This is a genomic window from Cohnella luojiensis (assembly GCF_004564235.1).
Classification (GTDB): domain Bacteria; phylum Bacillota; class Bacilli; order Paenibacillales; family Paenibacillaceae; genus Cohnella; species Cohnella luojiensis.
Genome location: NZ_SOMN01000026.1, coordinates 54,860 through 77,388, shown reverse-complemented (window position 1 = coordinate 77,388; position 22,529 = coordinate 54,860). Strand labels below are relative to the sequence as shown.

Here is a 22,529-nt window from a genome sequence, read left to right as displayed (position 1 = left end):
TGCGCTAACCGATCTTTACAATGAACTTCATCCCTAGAGGGGATAAATACTGGAAGAGCCGTATGCGTTGACCCGCACGTACGGATCTGTGAGAGGCCCATGCAATTGCGCATGGGCCTACTCGATTCTTATTGTCACGTGACCCTATGTCGTAGATGATGTTATTAGAAATTTATCATTTGTCGCAAGATGGAACAAAAGATGTAGAATATTCGATATTTTTGTCGTTTTTAGCAGGAATTTGAGAGTTTTGCGTGGAATACTTTGGCAACATGAATAAATTCTCATGTACAAGCGAGGAGAGGCGACAAGAATGGAAGTGTTAAGTGGCGCTGCGTTTCAACGCTTGGAGAACGCAATGAATGCCGCAACGATGAGACATCGCGTAATTTCCAACAATATTGCAAACGTAGATACGCCGTACTACAAGAGATCCGATGTCGCTTTCGAGGAAATGCTTGCGCAGGCTATTGGCGGACAAGGCAATCGGGGTTTACCGGGCAAATTGACGAATAGCCGTCATATCCCGATCAACGGCTCTTATCCTTCCCCGGCCCCACAGGTGATAACGGATGAATCGACAGCAATCAACAACAATCGCAATAACGTAGACATGGATAAAGAAATGGCTTTACTCGCCGAAAACCAGCTCCGGTACAACCTAATCAACCAACAGATTAGCCATGACGTAAAAATGATGAGAATCGGCATTCAGGGGAGTGCTTAACGGATGAAGCTCGGAGGATTTGACATTAGCGCATCGGCGTTAACTGCCCAACGGCTCAGGATGGACGTAATCTCGGCTAATATCGCCAACGCGGAATCCACTCGGGCGGGCTACGTGAATGGGCAATTCGTACCATACCGGCGCAAGATGGTGGTCATGGAGGCGGTACAGCCTAAGTTTCAAGATATATTAAGCCAACAAATGAATGGCCTGTCTGCACAAGGGGTGCAAGTCACGGGTATTCAAGAGGATTCAACGCCTTTCAAACAAGTTTATAATCCGACGCATCCAGACGCGGATGCAAACGGTATGGTTTACATGCCAAACGTGGATATGCTTAAGGAGCAAGTTGACCTTCTCGCCGCTTCCCGCTCCTACGAAGCGAACGTAACGGCGCTTAATGCAAGGAAAGCCATGTTCATGAAGGCTTTGGAAATGGGCCGCTAAACCCGGTTTTAACCCAATTCTGTTATCTGAAGAAAGCGAGGTTCCGGCTTGATCACGAATTCGATGATTACTCCTGCAGGGCTCTTACCCAACGTAAACGCGCTCCAAGCAAAAATCACTCCTGCCGAGGCGACGGAAACGTTTGCTTCGTACCTGAAGACCGCGATCGACGGCGTGGCAGCGCAGGAGCAGAACGTACATAAAGTTAACGATCAATTTCTGATCGGGGAAGTAGACGAGAACAAAGTTATTCTCGCAGCCACCCAAGCCGAGCTAAGCCTTTCCCTGACCGCCCAAGTGCGTAATAAAGTCATAGAAGCTTATCAGGAAATCATGCGCATGCAAATATAGTTCAGTCCTAGCATGCAACGTAGTAAACACGCAACTAGGGGGACGTGGAAGGTCTCCGCGCTTCCTGTTGTGCCAACAGCAGGAGAGGTGAAATCGTGAACGAGAAGTGGGCACAGGTTCGAGAGAAGATCGTTGGTTTCTGGAACCAGTACAGCAAGGCGCAAAAATGGGTTCTCGCCTCGACGGCTGCCTTGTTGATTTTTGCAATTATATTACTTACCTATTTGTTCACGCGAACGGAGTATGAGCTAGCCTTTCAGAATTTGGACAGCACGGATGCGGCTGCTATCATCGAATATTTGGATGGGAACGGCATTAGCTACCAACTGAACGACGCGGGCACGAGCATTTCCGTTCCGAGCGCTTCGGCATCTAAGGTTAAAGTGGATGTGGGCTCGCAGGGGCTCGTACAAAATGGTTCGATCGGATTCGAGGAAATGAGCAAGTCCTCGTCGACGATCGGTACTACGGACCAGGAGTTTGATGTTAAGTACCGTAATGCCTTGAACGGAGAGATTCAGCAGTTATTGCTTAGCAAGCAGGGAATCGCGAAGGTCAAAGCCATCGTAACCTTGCCGGAAGAATCCGTTTTCCTTAACGAAGAAGACAAGGAAAAAGCTAGCGCGGCCGTCGTAATCACGTTCAAACCGGGATTCCGTCCCAAGCAAGAAGAAGTGGACAGCTATTATAACCTCGTCAAGTCCGCCGTTCCTAATCTAGACGTTAAAGATGTGACGATTAGCAGCAGCACTGGGGATTTACCCGCATCTTCCCAATTAGGCGGGGGCTCGGCAATCGGCGGGGCGCTGTATGAAACGCAATTCGCGATTCAAAACGAATTCGAGAACACCTTGAAAAGAAATATTCAGCAATTCCTTAATCCGATCGTCGGAATGGATAACATGGTGGTCAGCGTCGTATCCGCGCTTAACTTCGACAAGATTACATCGCAGGAACAGCTTGTACAGCCGCTGGCGGATAACGATAACAAAGGTATCGAGATCAGCACCCAGGAAACCTCCGAAACCTCTACGGGTTCAAGCGGGCAATCCGGCGGAGTTGCGGGCACGGGGGAAACGGATATCTCCAACTACCCTGGCGGCGGAAGCTCCGGATCGAGCTCCACTGAGAAAGTATCCACGACCAAGAATTACGAAGTTAACCGGATTACTAATAATATCGACTACGGCCCATATAAAGTGAAGGACTTATCGATAAATGTTGGCGTAGATTCCGCGAACATGACTCCCGAGAAGCTAGCCGAGATTCAAGGAGTGATACTCAGGCACGCTAGAGTGCTGCTAGCCGAATCCGGATTGGATCTATCGGATGAGGCTTTAGGCCAGAGGGTTTCCGTTATGTCCCAATCATTCTCGGGGAACGAGGATGCAAGCGGCGGCGCTTCACCTTCAACGTTCTGGTTAGCGGGTGCTGGTCTCCTGGCATTGGCGCTATTGGGCGGCGGAGGATATTATTTGTACCGTCGACGGAAGTCCGAACGGGAAGCAGCCGAGCTTGAGGCAATGCCTCGCGCGGAAATGCCAACGATCGATATCGACAATGTGGCTAACGAAAGCCAAGTACGCAAACAGTTGGAAAGCTTGGCCAAACGCAAGCCGGACGAATTCGTCAATCTTCTCCGGACATGGCTAGTGGATGAATAGAGGTGGCGGTAATGGCTAAGGGAATACAATTGTCCGGCAGGCAAAAAGCGGCCATTCTGCTTATCACCCTCGGACCGGAAGTGTCCGCTCAGGTGTTCAAGCATCTGCGTGACGATGAGATAGAGCAGTTGACGCTAGAAATCGCAAACGTACGCAAAGTCGATGGCGGCGAGAAAGAAATGATTCTTAGCGAATTCCATCAAATCTGCATCGCGCAGGAATATATTACGCAAGGCGGTATTACGTACGCGAAGGAAATATTGGAGAAGGCGCTCGGCTCATCGAGGGCGATGGATATCCTGAATCGGTTAACCGCGACCTTGCAGGTAAGACCGTTCGACTTCGCTCGTAAAGCGGAGCCGTCCCAGATTCTTAACTTCATCCAGAACGAGAATTCGCAGACGATCGCGTTGGTGCTTTCGTATTTACAACCCGACCAGTCTTCCGCAGTGCTTTCGTCCTTGCCGCAGGAAAAGCAAGCCGAGGTCGCACGGCGTATCGCGCTCATGGACAGCACGTCTCCCGAAGTCATCTCCCAGGTGGAGAGAGTGCTGGAGCAAAAATTGTCTTCAACCGTTACTCAAGACTACACGAACGCAGGCGGCATCGAGGCTATCGTTCAGATCCTGAACGGGGTAGACCGCGGTACGGAGCGGACGATACTGGATTCCTTGGAAATTCAGGATCCGGAGTTGGCGGAAGAAATCAAGAAGCGGATGTTCGTCTTCGAGGATATCGTCAATCTCGACAATCGTTCCATCCAACGCATCATTAGAGATATCGAGAACGCAGACCTTAAATTGGCGCTTAAAGTGGCCAGCGAAGAGGTTAGGGAAACGATTTTCCGGAATATGTCCAAGCGGATGGCCGAAACGTTCAAGGAAGAGATGGAATACATGGGGCCGGTGCGGCTGCGCGACGTCGAGGAAGCTCAGACTCGCATCGTAGCAACGATTCGCAGGCTGGAAGAAGCCGGAGAGATCATTATCGCTCGCGGCGGAGGAGACGATATTATTGTCTAATCTCATCAAATCCTCTCACGTCGTGTCGCTTGAAGATTTAAAGAGGTTAGAACTCATGCGAATGATCTCGTCCAATTCGCACAATATTTCGGAATCCGATGTCGATGGCGAAGGAAATCAGGCGGTTGATGTCGAAACACAATCGTTGAAAGATCGCATTATCGCGGATGCCGAGCATACCGCCCGGCAAATTCTGCTTCAAGCGCAAGCCGAAGCGACCGAGCTGCGTGCTGAGGCCGAACGAGAAGCAGAGTCGTGGTGGCAGTCCCGCCGGGAACAAGATGAGCTCCACCGGGAAGAAGCTAGTCGTCAAGGTTACGAAGAAGGTTATCAAGTCGGAGCCGGACAAGCGGAGGCAGACCTTAAACAACAATGGGAGTCCCGACTTCAAGAATCCGAAGCGATCGTGCAGCAAGCATACTCCGCTAAAGAATCGGTCATTATGGAAGGCGAAGCTTTCCTGGTAGAGCTTAGTTGCTCTATCGCCGAGAAGATCATTAACCGGAAACTTGCAAAAGCCCCTGAAATGGCCATGAAGCTTTACGAGAAAGCTCTCTCGAGAAGAAAAGAGCAAGGAACCATCGTTCTATGCGTATCCCCTTCGCAATTCGCTTACGTTCAGGCTGCGAAGGAAGAACTCATTTTGTCATTGGATGCTCAAGCGGAGCTTCAAATCGTTCCGGATTCCACGATTCAAGAAGGCGGATGTATCGTTCGTTCCGCCTTCGGCAGCATCGATGCACGCGTCGACACTCAATTGGAAGCCATTAGGGAGCAGCTGTTAAGAGTTGTCTCGCATGGCTCCGAGGAGGGGACCCGTCATGCCGCACCTTGACATTAATCGCTATACGGAAGCGCTTCGACTAATGGATCCCGTACGGGTTAACGGCAAGGTCATACAGATTATCGGCTTAACTGTCGAATCCGAAGGACCTGACGCTAGTATTGGAGACGTATGCTCCATTCATCCGATGAAAGGCGGTAAGCCCGTACTTGCGGAGGTGGTGGGGTTTCGCAATAACCGAGTGTTGTTAATGCCCCTAGGCGATCTGCACTCCGTAGGGCCCGGTTGCGACGTAGTCGCAACTGGAGGTCCATTAACCGTACAGGTTGGCTCGGAGCTGCTTGGCAAAGTGCTGGATGGATTGGGGAAGCCGCTGGACGGTTCGAGCCTTCCGGCTCGGATGCCTCACTACTCCACCCATAACGCGCCGAGTAATCCTCTCAAGCGTCCACGGGTTACGAACCCCCTTGGGGTCGGAGTCAGGGCGATTGATGGGCTTTTAACGGTTGGACAAGGCCAGCGGGTAGGCATATTCGCCGGATCGGGCGTTGGAAAGAGTACGTTGCTAGGCATGGTCGCCCGGAATACATCGGCGGATGTGAACGTGATCGCCTTGATCGGTGAACGCGGACGAGAGGTGCTTGAGTTCGTCGAGAAGGATCTCGGTCCGGAAGGACTTGCCCGATCGGTAGTCATCGTAGCCACTTCAGATCAGCCGGCCCTCATCAGAATCAAGGGCGCACTGATCGCGACTACGATAGCGGAATATTTTCGCGATCGAGGATTGAACGTCATGTTAATGATGGATTCCGTTACTCGTTACGCCATGGCCATGCGGGAGGTTGGACTTGCGATCGGCGAGCCGCCGGCGACGAGAGGGTACACGCCATCGGTTTTCGCAGCGCTTCCCAAGTTGCTGGAACGTGCGGGAACGGGGCCGTCGGGGTCGATTACAGCGTTCTATACCGTTCTCGTGGACGGTGACGACATGAATGAACCGATAGCCGATGCGGTTCGAGGAATATTGGATGGACATATCGTGCTGCACCGGAATTTGGCTAACAAGGGACATTTTCCGGCTATCGACATTCTCTCAAGCGTCAGTCGCGTCATGAAAGACATAATTAGCGACGAACAGCAGGGTGCAGCCGAGCAATTGAAGAGATTATTGGCCGTATATCGCGATTCCGAGGATCTCATCAATATCGGGGCTTATCAGCGCGGATCCAATGCCGAGATCGATAAAGCTATTCAATATCATGATCTAATCAAATCGTATACCCAGCAACGGACGAACGAGAAGGTTTCGCTGCACGAGGCGCAAGAACGATTGATCATCGATTTCTACAGGAGATGAGAATAAGCGATTATGTCATTCCGATATCCTTTGCAGAAGATCGTCGATCTAAAAGGCAGCGAGAAATCGATGGCGGAGTGGGAATATGCCGCCGCGCTAGGGAAGCTCCGTAATGAGGAAGAACTCTTGCAGCACCTATACGATGAACGGCATGAAATAGAACGACAATTGCAAGAGACCTCAGTAAGACCGACGCCATTGACTCGCCTGTTGAGCATGCAACGTTACATTGAAATCTTGGATGAGCGCATTCAACGCCAGCGCGAGGGCGTGAGATCGGCGGAACTTCTAGTAAGAAAACGTCAAGGACATCTAACGGATAAGATGGTAGACGAGAAAGTATGGCTCAACGCGAGGGACCGTGCTCTTGAACGCTTCAGGAGCGATAGGCTCGCGAAAGAGCAGAATGAGCTGGATGAAATCGCGATCGTTCGTGCTGCCGCAGCCGCTCGAGGCTAAAGCAAAGACAATTGAACGCATCGCAGGAGAAGGGAGGGAGAATCGTGGCGAACGCGGATGTAGAGAAAGGCAGTTACAGCGGCTTCGAACGATTTCTCTTTTTTGTTACCCCGATCGTATTTACCGCTGTATTGCTAGGCGTATTGCTATTAATGTTTAATACCGAATGGCGGAACGCGGCGCTAGAGACGGGGAATAAGATTCCGGTCATCAAATCGTTGTTACCGGAGCCTGACAAGCCCGTCGAGCCGAACGCGAATACGGATGAAGAATTAACAGTCAACAACGCCAAAGCAAAGGTAGAGGAGCTGAACGCGCTTCTCGCGGACCGGGAGACTGCACTTAAGCAAGCAACGGATCAAACGGTTGAACAGAAGAAACAAATCGAAGAGCTGCAAGTCCAAGTGGATCAACTTACTAAGGATAACTCCGAGAAGACGATAACCACTGACGCTTATCATGCTCGCATTTCGTCCTTGGCAGATATGTATGCCAAGATGACGCCGAGCAAAGCGGCACCGATATTGGAGAATATGACTTTGGACGAATCCGCTCTAGTTGTAGGAGAGATGTCCGATACGGAGCGAGGTCGCGTGCTAGAGAGAATGACTCCTAAGAAAGCGGCTGACGTGACGATGAAGCTGAAGGATACGGACACCGTTGAAGATCGCGAGATCGCTGCCTTGCAATCGCGAGTCAGGGAATTGGAGCTTAAAGCGGGCGAACAATCCTCTACGCTGGACACGGCGGAGTTAAACCGTACGTTCTCGGCTATGAAGCCGAACAACGCGGGCGTTCTTCTTCTTCAAATGGCTGCAACAAACCAAAGTAAAGTGCTCCGCATTCTCGGCGTGCTTGATGATGCTCCTCGCTCCGAAATTTTATCCTCAATGTCTGACTTGGATAAAAAAGCGACGGCTAACTTGGTTAGCAAACTCATGCCGGCTAATCCGTAAAGGATTCGCTTCGGACTTCATGGAAGGAGGTGAAAAAAATGAACATGGCCATCTCTACAACACCTGTATCTACAGGGAAGACATCATCTTCTTCGAGTCCAAGCTCATCTGCTGGCTTAACAACGGGCAGTGGCTTCGCGGGCGCTTTGGTTCAAGCAATCGACGGAAACAGTACATCGGCTGAAGTTAGCGCGGGGTTATCGTTACCGGTCGGATTGGCTGGATTACTCGGACAATTAGGGACGGAAGAGTCAAGCGATGAAGCACAAGGTTTGCTTGAAATGCTTAATCAGCTAGTAAGCCAATTGCAACAACTAGAGCAGGGCGATCTCAGTACGTTATCGCCTGAAGCGGAAGAACAATTGGCAGCATTGCTAGCCGCATTTCAAAATGTGCTGCAGCAGTTGAGCCTAGGTCCGGCAATGGTTGCCTCTGAGCAAGTAGAAACGCCTGATTCTTCGTTCGCAAGCGTTATGTCGACTGACGCTTCATCGGCCAAGCCAGTCGTGAAAGCATTGCGCGAGACATTGCAGCAACTGTCCACGGCGATCGCTTCCGGTAAAGACGGCATATCGCTAGCATCCGGTTTCGCAGGCCAACTTAAAAATCTGTTGGATTCGCTCGCGCCGCAAGTTATGAATGCAAACCTTGCTGCTCAAACGGCAACGGCAAACGCTTCCGAAGTTCAAGCGGCAAATAAATCGACAGATTCTGCAGTGTCCGGTACGGCGGTTCCTACCGAAGCGATGAAGGAAACAGCGGCAGTTGCCCAAGAACCGCGTCGTCCAGTTCAGGCTCTTCGCGATCCGGTCTGGAGATTCAATGTGACGGGAATCAACGATGCTGCGCCGATGGACGGACAGACAGCGGTCGTTACTTCCGTGACAGCCGTGGAGGAAGCAAGCCATTCTGACTCCCAACCTGCATGGACTTTCATGCAGAACGACAAGTTGGCTGCCGATTCAGCGGTCGCCAAAGCGGCTATGCCGGCTCAAGTTCCCGTGCAACAATTCGCCGAGCAGATCGAGAAGTTTCTAGTGAAGCAATTTCAGTTAACGCAAGGAAACGGCGTATCTGAAGCTAAGCTCTCGCTAACTCCAGAGCATCTAGGACAGGTAGACATTCGCATTGTCATGCAGAACGGCCAAGTAACCGCGCATTTTATGACGGAAAACGCGATGGCTCGCGATTTGCTTGAGAATCAGATGTCTCAGCTTAGAACGGCGTTAAGCGGTCAAGGTATGCAGGTAGATCGCCTGGAGGTCGTTCAACAACCGTCTTCCTCCGCTGGCACGTCCTTTATGCAGCAGGAGCATCGCCAATCGAATTCCGGTAACGGTAACGGCTCTAACGGCCAAGGGAAAGGCGATTACGAGGATCCTGCCGTATTCGCGGCTGAGCTCGAACGCAATTCCTCGCTGAAGGAGTTCGGATTCGGAAGCTCGTTGAATGTCATGGCGTAATGCCCTTTAATGGAGGTGAATCCTGTGGCTGATAGTATCGGCTCGAATAACGTCTGGCCCAATTATGCTCCTCAGAACGTGCAAGCGGCAGCCAGAAAACCAGTGAAAGAGCTGGGGAAAGATCAGTTTCTCCAAATCTTAGTCACGCAATTGCGTAATCAGGATCCGATGCAACCTCTGCAAGATAAAGAATTTATCGCGCAGATGGCCCAATTCTCGTCCTTGGAGCAGATGATGAACATGTCCAAGGAAGTAAGCTCGCTTAGGCAATCGGCGGGAATGGTTGCCGGATTGATAGGCAAAGAAGTGTCCTGGTTCGAAGAAACCGAAACAAGCACGGTAGAAAAGAATGGAACCGTGAATTCCGTACTTTGGCGCGATGGCGTTCAATTCGTCAAAGTCGGGGATGTAGAAGTACCGATCGACGAGATCATCTCCATCTCGGAGCCGTCCGAGGACAGCGACGCTGAGGTGACCGAGAATGAGTGACCGGATGCTCGTTGGGCACTTGTCGACGGGACGTACGGGACCTATTCAAGTCAATCGCTACGCAAATCGGAACCAGCAACAGAATGCGGATTCGGTATCGTTCCAAGAGCTGCTTAGCCAACAACAGCTGAAGTTCAGTCATCATGCCGAGCAAAGATTGCGACAAAGAGGCATTGAATTGTTGCCGGATCAACTCACGCGCATCGCCAATGCGGTAGATCAGGCAGCCGCGAAGGGTGCCAAGGATTCCCTTGTACTGTTCCGGGACATCGCCATGATCGTGAACGTGCCGAATCGAACCGTCGTCACGGCTATGGACGGCAACTCGATGAAAGAGCATATTTTTACGCAGATCGATAGCGCAGTGGTCGTAAGTTAGTTTTGATGCAGGGCTGGTCCTGACAAGGGAGCCCAATGCCGCCGACCGACTGAAGCGGCACAAATCCACACACTAATGGAGGTAGGCAATTCATGTTGCGTTCAATGTATTCTGGTGTATCCGGTATGCGTGGATTTCAAACGAAGCTTGACGTGATCGGCAACAATATTGCTAACGTCAATACCGTAGGATTCAAAGCCGGACGCGTAATGTTCAAGGATATCTTGAGCCAATCGATATCCGGGGTTACGGCACCCGTCGAAGGTGAATCCGGGGGCGTTAACGCTAAGCAAGTCGGATTAGGCGTATCGGTCGCTTCGATCGATACCATCCATACGCCAGGCAGCGCGATGACGACGGGCAAGGCCGAAGATCTTCGGATCGATGGCGACGGGTTTTTCGTAGTAAGCCCTGCCGATGGAGGACCGCAATACTTAACCCGTGCAGGTAACTTCACGCTTGACGCCAATCGTCAATTGGTTAATTCGGACGGAATGTTCGTTATGGCTGCGGATGATGGAGGAATCATCACGTTGGGGGAAGAGGTTACCGCATGGTCGATCTCCCAAGACGGAACGATAATTTCCATTGACCAGGACGGACTGGCGACGCCAACCGATTTCAAAGTCGGCGTAGCTAAAGTCGTAAATCCGAGCGGTTTGGAAAAAGTCGGAGGAAGCTTGTACCGCATGACGCCAAATGCTAACCCGGAGTCCGAACTTGTCGTAGGCTCCGCAGCCGACCTGGAATTAGGAACGGGAGCAATCGTCTCCGGCCAGCTTGAAATGTCCAACGTCGATCTGACCAACGAGTTCACGGAAATGATCGTCGCGCAACGCGGCTTCCAAGCAAACTCCAGAATCATCACGACATCCGATGAAATTCTGCAAGAAGTCGTTAACCTGAAACGGTAATTGATCTCCTGCCTGGGGAGGGCTAGCTCTCCCCATGGCAACTTCGGGGAGGCCCAGCAATGATTTTGGTCACGCGCTTAAACGGAAGCAAGTTTCATATCAACGCTTTATTGATCGAGACGGTGGAGGATACGCCGGATACGATCATCACGCTCACGACAGGGAAAAAATTCATTGTTATCGAAAATTCTTCGGATGTAATCCGGGCTTCCCGGCATTACTTACGCAGTATCGGCGTGTTAGCGGCTGTAACAAGCCCGACGGACACGCAATCGGAGGGAGCTACGTCATGAGAAAATTGTTGCCATGGCTCGTTTCGCTATTATTGGCGATTACGTTGATCGTCGTTGTCACTTTTTACTTCTGGAACAATCTGTTCGGGGACAAGAAATCGAACGATCCTGAACAAGATGCGAAGGAAATTGCCGAGAACGTACAAGTTGAGCCGGTATCTGCGGATGAATTGGTAAAAGTCACATCCGAATTAATAGATATCAGAACAAATCTTGCGGACACGGACTATGTCGTGCAAATTAGTCTGTCGTTCACGCTCGATAGCGAAGCAGCCAAAGAAGAGTTCGACAAGATCAAGGATAACAAGATCAAACCGATCGTTAACCGTGCATTATGGGTGATGACCCCTGATGATATGTCTGGCACCAAAGGCAAGGATCAGCTTACGGCAGGCCTTATCAACTCTATTAACGCAGCCTTGTCGGAAGGAAAGTTAACCAACGTAGGAATTACCGGATTCGTTATGACGCAAGTTTAACAAAGAAATCCCGCATCGTGGAAAATCGTCAGAACACTTTGGCCGCTTGCCGGAACTCACGTTTCGCCTCGGTTTAAGAAAGGGGTGAGAGATTTGGTAGATGTACTTTCGCAGAATGAGATCGATGCCTTGCTGGCGGCGCTCTCGTCGGGAGAAATGGACGCGGAGGAGCTTAAAAAAGAGGATACGCAGAAGAAGGTTCGCGCATATGATTTCAAACGCGCAACCCGCTTCTCAAAAGATCACATCCGCAGTTTGACAAGAATCCATGAGAATTTCGCACGATTTTTAACCACTTATTTCTCCGCTCAGCTTCGGACGTTCGTTCAGATTAGCGTCGTTCAGGTCGAGCAGCTGCCGTATGACGAGTTCATCCGCTCCATCCCTAAGATGACGATTCTCAACATCTTTGAAGCTGAGCCGTTGGAAGGCCGCATGGTTCTAGAAGTACATCCCAACGTCGCTTTCGCCATGTTGGACAGGCTTCTAGGCGGCGGAGGAACTGCACCGAGTAAAATCGGGAGCTTAACGGAAATCGAAACGATTATTATGGAGAAGATTTTCAGCAGGGCGTTAGAAAGCTTGCAGGAGGCGTGGAGAACGATTATCGATCTGCATCCGCGGCTGGAAGCCTTGGAGACGAATCCTCAGTTCATGCAAATCGTCTCGCCCAATGAAACGATAGCGCTCATTTCTCTCAGCACTAAAATCGGAGAGACGACGGGAATGATCAACCTATGTATCCCGCACTTGGTGATCGAGTCGATCATGCCAAGGCTTTCCGTGCATCACTGGTTCGTATCTCAGAAGAAGACCAGGGCACCGGAAGAACAGATCATGCTCGAGCAGAGGGTCAATAAGGCCAAGCTCCCGATTGTAGCGGAACTGGGGAGTTCCCGTATTTCCGTTCAGGAATTTCTGAATCTTGCCATTGGAGACGTCATTGCCTTACATAAGCCGACGGACGAAGGCCTGGAAGTCAAGGTTGGAGACAAGGTCAAGTTTATTGCTAGTCCCGGAACGGTGCGAGACAAAATGGCGATTCAAATCCATGAAATCGTCAGCGAAGGAGTAGATGAAATCAATGACGAGTAAAGACTACTTATCCCAGGAAGAAATTGATGCTTTGCTGCGTCAATCCTCTGTCGGAGATGACGAAACGTCATCGGCATCTGTCGTTGGCGAACGGTCGATAAACGATTATTTGACTCCCTTAGAGCAAGATGCACTTGGAGAGATCGGTAACATTACGTTTGGAAGCGCGGCAACGGCATTGTCGACATTGCTTGGTAAAAAAGTCGACATCACGACTCCGACCGTATCGACTATCGAACGCGAGCAATTCGAAGCCGAATTTCCGAAGCCTCATGTCGCCGTTCACGTAAGTTACGTGGAGGGATTCGAGGGGATCAACTCTCTCGTCATCAAGTCCCATGATGCTCAGGTCATCGCGGATTTGATGCTTGGGGGAGAAGGCAACGTTACTTCCGATGAGTTGAATGAAATCCACGTCAGCGCCGTTCAAGAAGCGATGAACCAGATGATGGGCTCGTCCGCGACTTCCATGTCGACGATCTTCAACCGGATGGTAAACATTTCGCCTCCAGGCATTGATATCATGGATGTGCGGAATAATTCCGGCACTAACAACATCCCGCAAGAGAGCGTGTTCGTGAAAATCTCTTTCCGTCTCAAGATCGGCGATTTGATCGACTCCTCGATCATGCAGTTGATTTCCGTTCCTTTTGCCAAAGAGATGGTTGGCTTGCTGATGGGAAGCGTATCGGAGGAGAATGCACCGCAGGCAACGCAAGCGCAACCTGCAACACAACCTGCAGCACAACCGGTTCAACAACCGCAACCTGCCAATGCTCCACCCGTGCATCAAGCGCCTCCAATGGCATCTGCGCCGCCTAGTTACGCAGCTCCCATGCCATCCTATCCGCAAACTTTGGGAGGAGGAGTTAATCGAAACGTGAACGTCAATCCCGTTCAATTCGCGAATTTCCAGGGCGGAGGATTTACGCAAGGAGACGAAACGAATCTTAACCTTTTGCTCGACATTCCTCTGAAGGTTACCGTGGAATTGGGCCGAACGCAGAAACAGATCAAGGATATTTTGGAGCTGTCCCAGGGCTCGATCATTGAACTAGACAAGCTGGCCGGCGAACCTGTCGACATCTTAGTAAACAACAAATTGATCGCCAAAGGCGAAGTCGTCGTTATCGACGAGAATTTCGGAGTACGCGTAACCGATATCGTCAGTCAATGGGATCGTGTCCAAAAAATCCAATAAGCTCATCGGGAGGAAATTGAAATGGCAAACCGCATTCTTATCGTAGACGACGCAGCATTCATGCGCATGATGATCAGGGACATTTTAACGAAAAATGGTTACGAGGTTGTTGGGGAAGCGCAAGACGGATCACAGGCTATCGAGAAGTATAAGGAGCTCAATCCTGATCTGATCACCATGGATATCACGATGCCTGAGATGGATGGAATCACGGCTTTGAAAGAAATTCGAAAATTGGATACCAATGCTAAGGTTATCATGTGTTCGGCTATGGGACAGCAAGCAATGGTAATCGACGCGATTCAAGCGGGTGCCAAGGATTTTATCGTAAAGCCATTCCAAGCAGACCGCGTTATCGAAGCCATCAAGAAAACACTGGGTTAAGAAAAGTCAGGAGCGTTGAAGATTCATGAGAACTTACGGGCTCGTGGACGAGCTTCCGAGATCGGGATCCGCAACGGCATGGGATCTCATCTGGGTATTGTTCGTCCTCGCGATTATCGTCGGATTGATCGTCATCGTTCTGCGGTTCCTCGCCAAGCGCAATCGCGGATGGGGAATGAACAGGTCTCTTCGTTCATTGGGAGGATTTCCGCTCGGGACGAACAAATCGATGCAGATCGTAGAATGGAACGGTCGAATATACGTACTCGGTATCGGAGACGACGTGAGGCTCCTCGAATCCATCACGGATCCTGAAGCTGTCGCGGCGCTGCTGGCGGAACACGATTCCAATACGGCGCATACGGGAGCGGTAATGCCTGAATGGCTTCGCAAGCTTACCCAGCGCAACAATCCGCAGAACGACGATATGGCTTCCAAGTCTTCGGGAAACAACGCGAGCTTTGAGCAAACGTTGGAGAATCGGCTTCGCCAGCTCTCCGAAAGAAGGCAGCGGGTGGAACAATTGTTGGAAGAAAGCCGTTCCGGAGATCGGACGGATAAGCAATGAGAAAAAAAATACTATACAGTTTCCTCACGATACAGGCACTATTGATCGGATTTCAAGCCTCTGCCTTCGCCGAACCCATAATCGGAGTCACTCTCGGCGACGGCTCGGAGCCTGTGGGAGCATCGGGATTATCCCTGCTGCTTCTGATTACAGTACTAAGCTTAGCACCAGCCATTCTGGTCTTGATGACAAGCTTCACAAGAATCGTTATCGTGCTTGGGTTCGTCCGGACGTCTCTCGGAACGCAGCAGATGCCGCCCAACCAAGTGTTGATCGGATTAGCTTTGTTCATGACCCTATTCATCATGGCTCCCACGTTCTCGACATTGAACGAAACGGCATTGAAGCCTTACCTCGCGGGCGAGATCAGCCAAACGGAAGCTTTGGAGAAAGCATCCGTGCCCATGAAAGAATTCATGTACAAGCATACCCGCGACAAAGATTTGCTGTTATTCATGAACTATACCAAGACCGAGAAACCGGAAACGTATCAAGACATTCCGATTACCGTACTCGTTCCCGCGTATGCCATAAGCGAGTTGAAAACGGCGTTCCAAATGGGCTTTATGATATTTATTCCTTTTCTGATTATAGACATGGTCGTTGCGAGTACCTTAATGGCAATGGGGATGATGATGCTTCCGCCCGTTTTGATTTCGCTTCCGTTCAAGATTCTGCTCTTCGTGCTTGTCGACGGTTGGTATCTTATCGTTAAATCGCTGTTGACCAGCTTCAGTTCTTGAAGCGCCGCGCAGTCGTAAGGTAGGAGGGAGTACATGACATCCGAGTTTATTATCGGTCTTGCAGGACAAGCGCTTTACACCGTGCTTAAAGTAAGCGCTCCAATGCTCGGGATCGGATTGATTGTCGGATTGCTGGTCAGTATCTTTCAGGCAACGACCCAGATCCAGGAGCAAACGCTGGCTTTCGTTCCCAAGATCATTGCCGTTTTCCTAGCGCTGTTGATTTTCGGTCCGTGGATTCTGAACGTAATGGTTGATTTCACGAGCCACTTACTTGGAAATTTGGCGAATTATATTGGGTGACGACGAATGGAAATAATTACGCAAGCTCTTCCTGCCTTTCTGCTTGTTTTTTGTCGAATTACATCGTTTTTTGTAGTGGCGCCTATTTTCTCCTCGCGGACGTTTCCGACTTCCATAAAAATCGGATTGGCGTTCTCCGTATCGCTAATCGTCTTTCTGACGATTGGCTTCGATACGAAGGTGACGGCGGACGCGACTTACATCTTAGCGATCATTCGCGAGATATTCGCAGGATTACTTATTGGTTACCTGGCGTATATGTTCTTCACCATCGTGCAAACTTCAGGCGCATTCATGGATATGCAGATGGGGTTCGGTATCGCGAATATCGTAGATCCCATAACCGGGGTTTCGGCACCGATGCTTGGCAACTTGAAGTATATGCTCATGTTGCTCGTGTTTCTATCCGTGAACGGACACCATTACTTGTTGGCGGCTATCATGGACAGCTACAAGTGGCTTCCGCTGGATAATCAGCTTTTTCAAATTTATTATGGCGGCAACATTACCGAGTTTTTGGTCAGAACCTTCTCCGACACGTTCTTGCTCGCGTTGCAGATATCCGCGCCGATCGTTGTCGCGATGTTCTTGACGGATTTCGGATTAGCACTGCTTGCACGTACCGCTCCTCAATATAACGTGTTCGTTATCGGGATTCCTATTAAAATCCTGATTGGGTTAGCATTGCTGGTCCTACTGTTACCGGGATTCGGAATGTTGTTCCAAATGATATTCGATGATATGTTCCAGGCGCTCGAGAAATTGTTTACCATCTTGAAAACATCCTCTTAACATCGAAGCATACGAGAGGAGATGAGAATCATGTCCCAATATCGCCTGAAGATGGACCTGCAGATGTTTGCCGGCGAGAAAACGGAAAAGGCTACGCCCAAGAAGCGTCAGGAAAGCCGTAAGAAGGGACAAGTTGCCAAAAGCGCGGAAATTCCAAGCTCTCTGATCCTTCTCGCTTGTATCTGCTGCTTGCTTATGCTCGGTCCTTTCCTGCAGAAACAGGTGCTGGCTATGTTCGGGGATGTTTTTATCAATCGGCTGAACATGGAAGTAACCCAGCAGAACACCCTTAGTCTATTCGGCCACTACGCGATTCAAATGTTACTGATACTGGCTCCCATTTTCTTTATCGTTCTGATTATCGCCTTTGCGGCGAATTACGTGCAGTTTGGATGGCTGTTTACTTTAGAGCCATTGAAACCAAAGCTTGAAAAGCTAAATCCGCTAACCGGAGCCAAGAACATTTTCGGTGTTCGATCCGTGGTGGAGTTTCTGAAAAGCGCGTTGAAGCTCATCTTAGTCGGATTTATCGTGTTTTCGATATTGTGGTCGGAGAGAAAGAGGCTCATGGATTTAGCCCACTTGCCGGTCGAGGATATTTTCTCGTTCGTAGCGGGGATAACGGTTCGCATGGGGATTTTTGTTGCGGCGATCATATTCTTCATAGCTATCTTCGATTTTATGTACCAGCGTTACGAGTTCGAGAAGAATTTGAAAATGAGCAAGCAGGATATTAAAGACGAATATAAGAACTCGGAAGGCGATCCCTTGATTAAAGCCAAGATCAAGGAACGCCAACGCAGAATGGCTCTTATGCGCATGATGCAAGAGGTTCCGAACGCGGATGTCGTCATTACGAACCCGACTCACTTCGCGGTCGCTCTTAAATACGACGCCACGAAGATGGATGCTCCGACGGTCATCGCCAAAGGGGCGGATTACTTAGCCCTCAGGATCAGAGAGATCGCCAAGCAGAACGAGGTTATAACGATGGAAAACAAGCCGCTCGCCCGCGCGCTATTCGAGAGGACGGAAGTGGGACAAAGCGTTCCTGGCGATCTCTTCCAAGCTGTTGCGGAAGTGCTGGCATATGTATATCGGCTCAAGGGCCGGCGTTAATTGTTCTGAAAATGAAAAAAAAAGAATGGTCGGCTTGCGAAAGAGTGCAGAGAAAAAGGAATTGCCACGAAGAGTTTACGTCCGCCTTTAAAACCGAGTTGTATCCGACTAATCAAATCAAAAACAACTTGGTTTTAACAGCGGCGTAGTGGTAATCCTTTTTCGTCGCACTCTGCAACGCAAGAGAACGAATCGCATGGGGAGGAACGCGTCATGAAAATTCGGGACTTAAGCATACTCATAGGCGTCATCGGCATCGTCCTGATGATGGTCGTTCCAATTCCCGCAGGACTGCTGGACATTCTACTTATCCTTAACATTTCCATAGCCATAATGATATTGCTCATCGCCATGAATACTCAGGATGCGCTGCACTTTTCCATTTTCCCGACCATATTGCTCTTAACCACGATATTCCGATTGGCGCTTAACGTGTCCACGACCCGTCTTGTATTGTCTAAAGCGGATGCTGGACACGTCGTCGAGACCTTCGGAAGATTCGTTGCCGGAGGACAGATCGCAATCGGGTTCGTCGTCTTCCTCATTCTTGTCGTCGTTCAGTTTATCGTCATCACCAAGGGCTCCGAACGCGTCGCCGAGGTTGGCGCGCGGTTTACTCTCGACGCAATGCCCGGTAAACAAATGAGCATCGACGCGGATTTGAACGCGGGATTGATTAACGAGCAACAGGCAAGAGAACGCCGCGAGAAAATCGAGAAAGAAGCGGATTTCTACGGCGCCATGGACGGAGCGAGTAAATTCGTCAAGGGAGACGCGATCGCCTCCATCATCATCGTTCTCATCAATCTCATCGCCGGTTTTATCATCGGAATGGCTATCCATGGCATGTCTGCGATGGAGTCTCTCGAGAGATATTCCATCCTCACGATCGGTGACGGGCTCGTCAGCCAAATTCCGGCGCTGCTGATCAGTACGGCAGCAGGTATTATCGTGACGAGGGCCGCTTCCGATGGCAATATGGCGGACGACTTGAGCAAGCAATTGCTGCGTTATCCGAAATTGTTGTACATCGTTGCGGGTACGGTTGCTTTACTAGGATTAGCGACGCCGATTCCTCTTCTCAGCACGCTTCCATACGCAATCATTTTGGCTATTGCGGGTTACCGCCTGCAGTCGAATTTGAACCGCAAGCAGCAAGAAGAAGAGCTTCTAGTAGAAGAGAAGCATATCGAAGAAGTACGGAGTCCGGAGAGCGTCATCAGTTTGTTGCAGGTAGATCCTATCGAATTCGAGTTCGGTTATGGGCTAATACCGCTGGCTGATACTCAACAGGGCGGAGATTTACTCGACAGAATAATCATGATTCGACGGCAATGCGCCCTTGAAATGGGCTTAATCGTCCCCGTTATTCGAATTCGCGACAATATTCAACTAAAACCGAACGAATACGTCATAAAAATGAAAGGAAATATGGTGGCTCGTGGCGAACTATTGATACATCACTATTTAGCCATGAGCCCGGGGTTCGACGATGATTCCGTGACGGGTATCGAAACCCAGGAACCAGCGTTCGGATTGCCGGCCTTATGGATCGATGAAGCAACGAAAGAACGCGCGGAGATGGCCGGTTATACGGTCGTTGATCCTCCTTCCGTCGTCGCAACGCACTTGACCGAGGTCATCAAGAAGTACGCGCATGAGCTTATCGGCCGTCAAGAGACCAAAGCTCTGATCGAAAGCGTCAAAGAAACCTATCCTGCCTTGGTTGAAGAGCTTATTCCATCCATTCTTAGCGTCGGAGACGTTCAGAAGGTATTGTCCAAGCTATTGAAGGAGAAAATTTCGATCCGGGATTTGGTCACGATCTTCGAGACGCTGGCGGATTACGGGAAATTCACCAAAGATCCTGAAGTACTAACGGAATACGTACGGCAAAGCTTGTCGAGGCAAATTACGCAGCAATATGCCAGTACGTCAGAACCGCTTAAAGTCATAACGGTTAGTCCCGCGGTGGAGAAGAAGATCGCTGAAGCCGTACAGCAATCAGACCAGGGTAGTTATTTGGCAATGGATCCTGCATCTTCCCAAGCTATTTATCAGAGGTTAACCGAACAAGTGAATCGGCTTGTTCAATCGGGGCAGCAGCCAATTATTCTTACGTCCCCGACGATTCGTATGTACTTGCGCCAGTTGCTTGAGAGAAGCCTGCAGGACATACCGGTCATTTCCTACAGTGAATTGGAGCCAAGCATTGAAGTGCAGAGCGTTGGGGTGGTGAGTGCATGAAGGTAAAACGATATGTCGTCGACGATTTGCCGGAAGCGGTGCAAATGATCCGCAGCGAGCTTGGCTCGGATGCCGTTATTCTGAATACGAAAGAAATCCGCATAGGCGGATTTCTTGGTATGTTTCGCAAAAAGCGTATGGAAGTCATCGCTGCCATTGACGAACAAACCAAGAAACCGCCTGCTCGCGCGCCTTTTTCTTCTAAACCGATTGAGAGAAATCCGGTTTTGCCTTTAGTAAATGATCAGACTGTATCCTCTCCCTTATTGCCATCAAACGCAATAAGGGAGAGGTACTCCCAACCGCCGTTCGCGGATAGCGGCAGGAAGCCGGTACCGTCAGCTCCGGAATACGATTCTGATTCGGCTCAGATCAACTTGGTCAAACCGGGCAGCTTTCAATCCGGATTCGAACAAGCAGTGAAAGAACTGCAGGATCGAGGGAACTCCGTACAAGAATCGTATAGTGAACAAACGCCTTATTCAGCGAAAACCGCCGCATTAGCGGTAGCGGTGCAGACGCTGGAGGCTAGGGAGAACAAGGAATCGGCAGAGGAAACATCTGCTTTGCTCCTGGAATTGCGTTCCATGAAAGAAATGATGACCAAGATGGCGAAGCAGCAAACTTTCCGCAGCATGCCTGAAGCCGTCATGAAATGGAGTAAACGTCTTGCGGAACAAGGGGTGGAGCCTTCATACGTGGAGCAATTCGCGGAAGCGGTTAATCAGCTTATAGCCGAAGGAATCGATAATCCGGAAGATTCCTCTTATGAAGCCGCTCGGGCCGTCCTTCTTTCCTGGCTAAGAAACGCCAAGGGAGACGGTATCGACACTTCGACTCGCGTCGTTCATTTCGTAGGACCGACCGGGGTTGGCAAGACGACCACGATTGCCAAGCTAGCCGCCGATCAATCGTTCAGCCACCGACGAAACGTAGGATTCATCACGGCGGATACCTACCGAATCGCGGCAGTGGATCAACTAAGAACTTATGCCGATATCTTAAACGTACCGCTTGAAGTCGTGTTTTCTCCAAGCGAGTTAACGCGAGCATATAAAAAGCTTAGCGATCACGATTTATTGTTCATGGATACCGCGGGACGCAATTACCGCAATGAGTTATTCGTATCCGAAGTGAACAGTCTGCTCGCTCCCGGCGAACAAACGGAAACGATTTTAGTCTTAAGCATGACTCATAAATACGGCGATATGAAGATGGTTGCATCTCAATTCGCGAAATACGGCGTCAATCAGCTCTTGCTAACCAAATTCGACGAGACGGATTCCTTCGGAGCCGTGATCAATCTGGTTAAGGAGTTCGATTTCCGAATTTCCTACATAACCTGCGGACAAGCGGTTCCGGACGATATTAAACCTTTCGATCCGGAGGACTTGGTCACAAGAATACTGGGGGATCGAACCGATGATTGATCAAGCGCAAGCGCTTCGGCATTTGGTTCATTCTAAGGATTTGGGCTCCGCTCGGACGACAAGGGTGATTACCGTGACTAGCGGTAAAGGCGGGGTAGGAAAATCCAATTTCAGCCTTAATTTCGCCATGGCATTGCAAAGTCGGGGGTATAGCGTGCTGGTGTTCGATGCGGACATTAGCTTTGCGAACATCGACGTATTGTTGGGTACCCCGGCCAAATACAATCTGATGCATCTACTTAAGGGAGAGAAGACGATTTGGGAGATTATACAGGTCGGACCGGGTGGCTTGCAATTTATCGCGGGCGGTTCCGGATTTCAGGATTTGGTCCGTCTAAGCGAACAAGAGCTGGAGTATTTCTCCGAACAAATTGGCAAGCTGCACGGCCATGTAGATTTTATTCTGTTTGATACCGGTGCCGGGTTATCCAAAGAAACGGTTCGATTCATTACGGCTGCCGAAGAGACCATCGTAGTGACGACTCCGGAGCCGACGTCCATTACGGATGCTTACGCCCTCATCAAGATGTTGAAGTCGATGGGGCACCAAATTTCCTTCAGGCTCGTCGTGAACCGCGTTACCGATGAACGCGAAGGAAATCAAACGGCGGATAATATCCGTCAAGTAGCTAGCAAATATTTGGGGTTGGAAATTCCGGTACTTGGTTACATTCCAGACGATTCCAGCGTATCGAAAGCGGTAAAACGCCAAACCCCTTTATCTATAGCGTTCCCTAATAGCGATGCGACTCGGGGGATCGATCGGATCACGTCCCGTTTCCTATTGGAAGATCGGGGGTCAACCCCGGTCGGCGGAGTATCGAGTTTCTTGCAACGAATAAAAAAGCTGTGGAGTTAGAGCG

Annotated in this window: 26 protein-coding genes; all 26 read left to right on the top strand. The window is 50.1% G+C overall.

What is annotated here, in order from left to right; all coding sequences use genetic code 11:
- The first annotated feature begins 313 nt into the window (after positions 1–313).
- Positions 314–727 (top strand): flagellar basal body rod protein FlgB, encoded by a 414-nt coding sequence (gene flgB, locus E2980_RS16520; RefSeq protein WP_135153280.1) that lies wholly within the window; start codon positions 314–316, stop codon positions 725–727.
- 3 nt (positions 728–730) lie between these two features.
- Positions 731–1,174, top strand: a complete 444-nt coding sequence (gene flgC / locus E2980_RS16515) for a flagellar basal body rod protein FlgC (RefSeq protein ID WP_135153279.1) — start codon at positions 731–733, stop codon at positions 1,172–1,174.
- A gap of 63 nt (positions 1,175–1,237) precedes the next feature.
- The gene (fliE, locus tag E2980_RS16510; RefSeq protein ID WP_135153286.1) at positions 1,238–1,525 is read left to right on the top strand and encodes a flagellar hook-basal body complex protein FliE; all 288 of its coding nucleotides are present in this window, start codon (positions 1,238–1,240) and stop codon (positions 1,523–1,525) included.
- Between the two features lie 95 nt (positions 1,526–1,620).
- Entirely contained in the window at positions 1,621–3,189 is a 1,569-nt protein-coding gene (fliF, locus tag E2980_RS16505; RefSeq protein WP_135153278.1) for a flagellar basal-body MS-ring/collar protein FliF, read from the top strand.
- A gap of 11 nt (positions 3,190–3,200) precedes the next feature.
- On the top strand, positions 3,201–4,211 hold the full coding sequence (gene fliG / locus E2980_RS16500) for a flagellar motor switch protein FliG (RefSeq protein WP_135153277.1): 1,011 nt from the start codon (positions 3,201–3,203) through the stop codon (positions 4,209–4,211).
- The gene (gene fliH, locus E2980_RS16495; protein ID WP_135153276.1) at positions 4,204–5,046 is read left to right on the top strand and encodes a flagellar assembly protein FliH; all 843 of its coding nucleotides are present in this window, start codon (positions 4,204–4,206) and stop codon (positions 5,044–5,046) included. Before fliG ends, fliH begins: the two co-directional genes overlap by 8 nt.
- The gene (fliI, locus tag E2980_RS16490) at positions 5,033–6,352 is read left to right on the top strand and encodes a flagellar protein export ATPase FliI (protein ID WP_135153275.1); all 1,320 of its coding nucleotides are present in this window, start codon (positions 5,033–5,035) and stop codon (positions 6,350–6,352) included. Before fliH ends, fliI begins: the two co-directional genes overlap by 14 nt.
- A 12-nt stretch (positions 6,353–6,364) precedes the next feature.
- Positions 6,365–6,811, top strand: a complete 447-nt coding sequence (gene fliJ / locus E2980_RS16485) for a flagellar export protein FliJ (protein ID WP_135153274.1) — start codon at positions 6,365–6,367, stop codon at positions 6,809–6,811.
- 44 nt (positions 6,812–6,855) lie between these two features.
- On the top strand, positions 6,856–7,767 hold the full coding sequence (locus E2980_RS16480; RefSeq protein ID WP_135153273.1) for a MotE family protein: 912 nt from the start codon (positions 6,856–6,858) through the stop codon (positions 7,765–7,767).
- Between the two features lie 38 nt (positions 7,768–7,805).
- The gene (locus tag E2980_RS16475) at positions 7,806–9,230 is read left to right on the top strand and encodes a flagellar hook-length control protein FliK (protein WP_135153272.1); all 1,425 of its coding nucleotides are present in this window, start codon (positions 7,806–7,808) and stop codon (positions 9,228–9,230) included.
- 24 nt (positions 9,231–9,254) lie between these two features.
- Complete coding sequence (gene flgD, locus E2980_RS16470; protein ID WP_240703060.1) at positions 9,255–9,719, top strand: flagellar hook assembly protein FlgD; 465 nt, start codon at positions 9,255–9,257, stop codon at positions 9,717–9,719.
- Entirely contained in the window at positions 9,712–10,098 is a 387-nt protein-coding gene (locus E2980_RS16465; protein ID WP_135153270.1) for a TIGR02530 family flagellar biosynthesis protein, read from the top strand. The genes flgD and E2980_RS16465 overlap by 8 nt, the downstream gene beginning before the upstream one ends.
- 92 nt (positions 10,099–10,190) lie before the next feature.
- Positions 10,191–11,012 (top strand): flagellar basal body rod protein FlgG, encoded by an 822-nt coding sequence (gene flgG, locus E2980_RS16460; protein ID WP_135153269.1) that lies wholly within the window; start codon positions 10,191–10,193, stop codon positions 11,010–11,012.
- Positions 11,013–11,071: 59 nt separating this feature from the next.
- The gene (locus E2980_RS16455; protein ID WP_135153268.1) at positions 11,072–11,305 is read left to right on the top strand and encodes a flagellar FlbD family protein; all 234 of its coding nucleotides are present in this window, start codon (positions 11,072–11,074) and stop codon (positions 11,303–11,305) included.
- Positions 11,302–11,784: a flagellar basal body-associated FliL family protein gene (locus E2980_RS16450; RefSeq protein ID WP_135153267.1), complete on the top strand. Its 483-nt coding sequence runs from the start codon at positions 11,302–11,304 to the stop codon at positions 11,782–11,784. The genes E2980_RS16455 and E2980_RS16450 overlap by 4 nt, the downstream gene beginning before the upstream one ends.
- A gap of 93 nt (positions 11,785–11,877) precedes the next feature.
- Positions 11,878–12,879 carry a flagellar motor switch protein FliM gene (gene fliM, locus E2980_RS16445; RefSeq protein ID WP_135153266.1) on the top strand — a complete coding sequence of 334 codons (1,002 nt, stop codon included), beginning with the start codon at positions 11,878–11,880 and terminating at the stop codon, positions 12,877–12,879.
- Positions 12,869–14,080 (top strand): flagellar motor switch phosphatase FliY, encoded by a 1,212-nt coding sequence (gene fliY, locus E2980_RS16440; RefSeq protein WP_135153265.1) that lies wholly within the window; start codon positions 12,869–12,871, stop codon positions 14,078–14,080. Before fliM ends, fliY begins: the two co-directional genes overlap by 11 nt.
- A gap of 21 nt (positions 14,081–14,101) precedes the next feature.
- Entirely contained in the window at positions 14,102–14,464 is a 363-nt protein-coding gene (locus tag E2980_RS16435; RefSeq protein WP_135153264.1) for a response regulator, read from the top strand.
- A 25-nt stretch (positions 14,465–14,489) separates the two neighbouring features.
- Complete coding sequence (locus E2980_RS16430) at positions 14,490–15,032, top strand: flagellar biosynthetic protein FliO (RefSeq protein WP_135153263.1); 543 nt, start codon at positions 14,490–14,492, stop codon at positions 15,030–15,032.
- On the top strand, positions 15,029–15,775 hold the full coding sequence (fliP, locus tag E2980_RS16425; RefSeq protein WP_135153262.1) for a flagellar type III secretion system pore protein FliP: 747 nt from the start codon (positions 15,029–15,031) through the stop codon (positions 15,773–15,775). The genes E2980_RS16430 and fliP overlap by 4 nt, the downstream gene beginning before the upstream one ends.
- Before the next feature lie 33 nt (positions 15,776–15,808).
- Positions 15,809–16,078, top strand: coding sequence for a flagellar biosynthesis protein FliQ (gene fliQ, locus E2980_RS16420; RefSeq protein WP_135153261.1), 270 nt, complete (start codon positions 15,809–15,811; stop codon positions 16,076–16,078).
- A 6-nt stretch (positions 16,079–16,084) separates the two neighbouring features.
- The gene (gene fliR, locus E2980_RS16415; RefSeq protein WP_135153260.1) at positions 16,085–16,870 is read left to right on the top strand and encodes a flagellar biosynthetic protein FliR; all 786 of its coding nucleotides are present in this window, start codon (positions 16,085–16,087) and stop codon (positions 16,868–16,870) included.
- Positions 16,871–16,900: 30 nt separating this feature from the next.
- On the top strand, positions 16,901–17,989 hold the full coding sequence (gene flhB, locus E2980_RS16410) for a flagellar biosynthesis protein FlhB (protein ID WP_240703059.1): 1,089 nt from the start codon (positions 16,901–16,903) through the stop codon (positions 17,987–17,989).
- A gap of 213 nt (positions 17,990–18,202) precedes the next feature.
- Positions 18,203–20,236 carry a flagellar biosynthesis protein FlhA gene (gene flhA / locus E2980_RS16405; RefSeq protein WP_135153258.1) on the top strand — a complete coding sequence of 678 codons (2,034 nt, stop codon included), beginning with the start codon at positions 18,203–18,205 and terminating at the stop codon, positions 20,234–20,236.
- Complete coding sequence (gene flhF / locus E2980_RS16400; protein WP_135153257.1) at positions 20,233–21,666, top strand: flagellar biosynthesis GTPase FlhF; 1,434 nt, start codon at positions 20,233–20,235, stop codon at positions 21,664–21,666. The genes flhA and flhF overlap by 4 nt, the downstream gene beginning before the upstream one ends.
- The gene (locus E2980_RS16395; RefSeq protein WP_135153256.1) at positions 21,659–22,525 is read left to right on the top strand and encodes a MinD/ParA family protein; all 867 of its coding nucleotides are present in this window, start codon (positions 21,659–21,661) and stop codon (positions 22,523–22,525) included. The genes flhF and E2980_RS16395 overlap by 8 nt, the downstream gene beginning before the upstream one ends.
- Positions 22,526–22,529: the final 4 nt, after the last annotated feature.

What these genes read in the sequence shown, in the direction of transcription:
- fliE (WP_135153286.1), top strand. Translation starts at nt 1,238, where the DNA reads ATGATTACTCCTGCAGGGCTCTTACCCAACGTAAACGCGCTCCAAGCA.
- flhF (WP_135153257.1), top strand. Translation starts at nt 20,233, where the DNA reads ATGAAGGTAAAACGATATGTCGTCGACGATTTGCCGGAAGCGGTGCAA.
- flgB (WP_135153280.1), top strand. Translation starts at nt 314, where the DNA reads ATGGAAGTGTTAAGTGGCGCTGCGTTTCAACGCTTGGAGAACGCAATG.
- fliI (WP_135153275.1), top strand. Translation starts at nt 5,033, where the DNA reads ATGCCGCACCTTGACATTAATCGCTATACGGAAGCGCTTCGACTAATG.
- E2980_RS16430 (WP_135153263.1), top strand. Translation starts at nt 14,490, where the DNA reads ATGAGAACTTACGGGCTCGTGGACGAGCTTCCGAGATCGGGATCCGCA.
- E2980_RS16450 (WP_135153267.1), top strand. Translation starts at nt 11,302, where the DNA reads ATGAGAAAATTGTTGCCATGGCTCGTTTCGCTATTATTGGCGATTACG.
- fliG (WP_135153277.1), top strand. Translation starts at nt 3,201, where the DNA reads ATGGCTAAGGGAATACAATTGTCCGGCAGGCAAAAAGCGGCCATTCTG.
- fliQ (WP_135153261.1), top strand. Translation starts at nt 15,809, where the DNA reads ATGACATCCGAGTTTATTATCGGTCTTGCAGGACAAGCGCTTTACACC.
- flhA (WP_135153258.1), top strand. Translation starts at nt 18,203, where the DNA reads ATGAAAATTCGGGACTTAAGCATACTCATAGGCGTCATCGGCATCGTC.
- fliP (WP_135153262.1), top strand. Translation starts at nt 15,029, where the DNA reads ATGAGAAAAAAAATACTATACAGTTTCCTCACGATACAGGCACTATTG.
- E2980_RS16455 (WP_135153268.1), top strand. Translation starts at nt 11,072, where the DNA reads ATGATTTTGGTCACGCGCTTAAACGGAAGCAAGTTTCATATCAACGCT.
- flhB (WP_240703059.1), top strand. Translation starts at nt 16,901, where the DNA reads ATGTCCCAATATCGCCTGAAGATGGACCTGCAGATGTTTGCCGGCGAG.
- flgC (WP_135153279.1), top strand. Translation starts at nt 731, where the DNA reads ATGAAGCTCGGAGGATTTGACATTAGCGCATCGGCGTTAACTGCCCAA.
- E2980_RS16465 (WP_135153270.1), top strand. Translation starts at nt 9,712, where the DNA reads ATGAGTGACCGGATGCTCGTTGGGCACTTGTCGACGGGACGTACGGGA.
- fliR (WP_135153260.1), top strand. Translation starts at nt 16,085, where the DNA reads ATGGAAATAATTACGCAAGCTCTTCCTGCCTTTCTGCTTGTTTTTTGT.
- E2980_RS16475 (WP_135153272.1), top strand. Translation starts at nt 7,806, where the DNA reads ATGAACATGGCCATCTCTACAACACCTGTATCTACAGGGAAGACATCA.
- flgG (WP_135153269.1), top strand. Translation starts at nt 10,191, where the DNA reads ATGTTGCGTTCAATGTATTCTGGTGTATCCGGTATGCGTGGATTTCAA.
- E2980_RS16435 (WP_135153264.1), top strand. Translation starts at nt 14,102, where the DNA reads ATGGCAAACCGCATTCTTATCGTAGACGACGCAGCATTCATGCGCATG.
- fliY (WP_135153265.1), top strand. Translation starts at nt 12,869, where the DNA reads ATGACGAGTAAAGACTACTTATCCCAGGAAGAAATTGATGCTTTGCTG.
- E2980_RS16395 (WP_135153256.1), top strand. Translation starts at nt 21,659, where the DNA reads ATGATTGATCAAGCGCAAGCGCTTCGGCATTTGGTTCATTCTAAGGAT.
- fliJ (WP_135153274.1), top strand. Translation starts at nt 6,365, where the DNA reads ATGTCATTCCGATATCCTTTGCAGAAGATCGTCGATCTAAAAGGCAGC.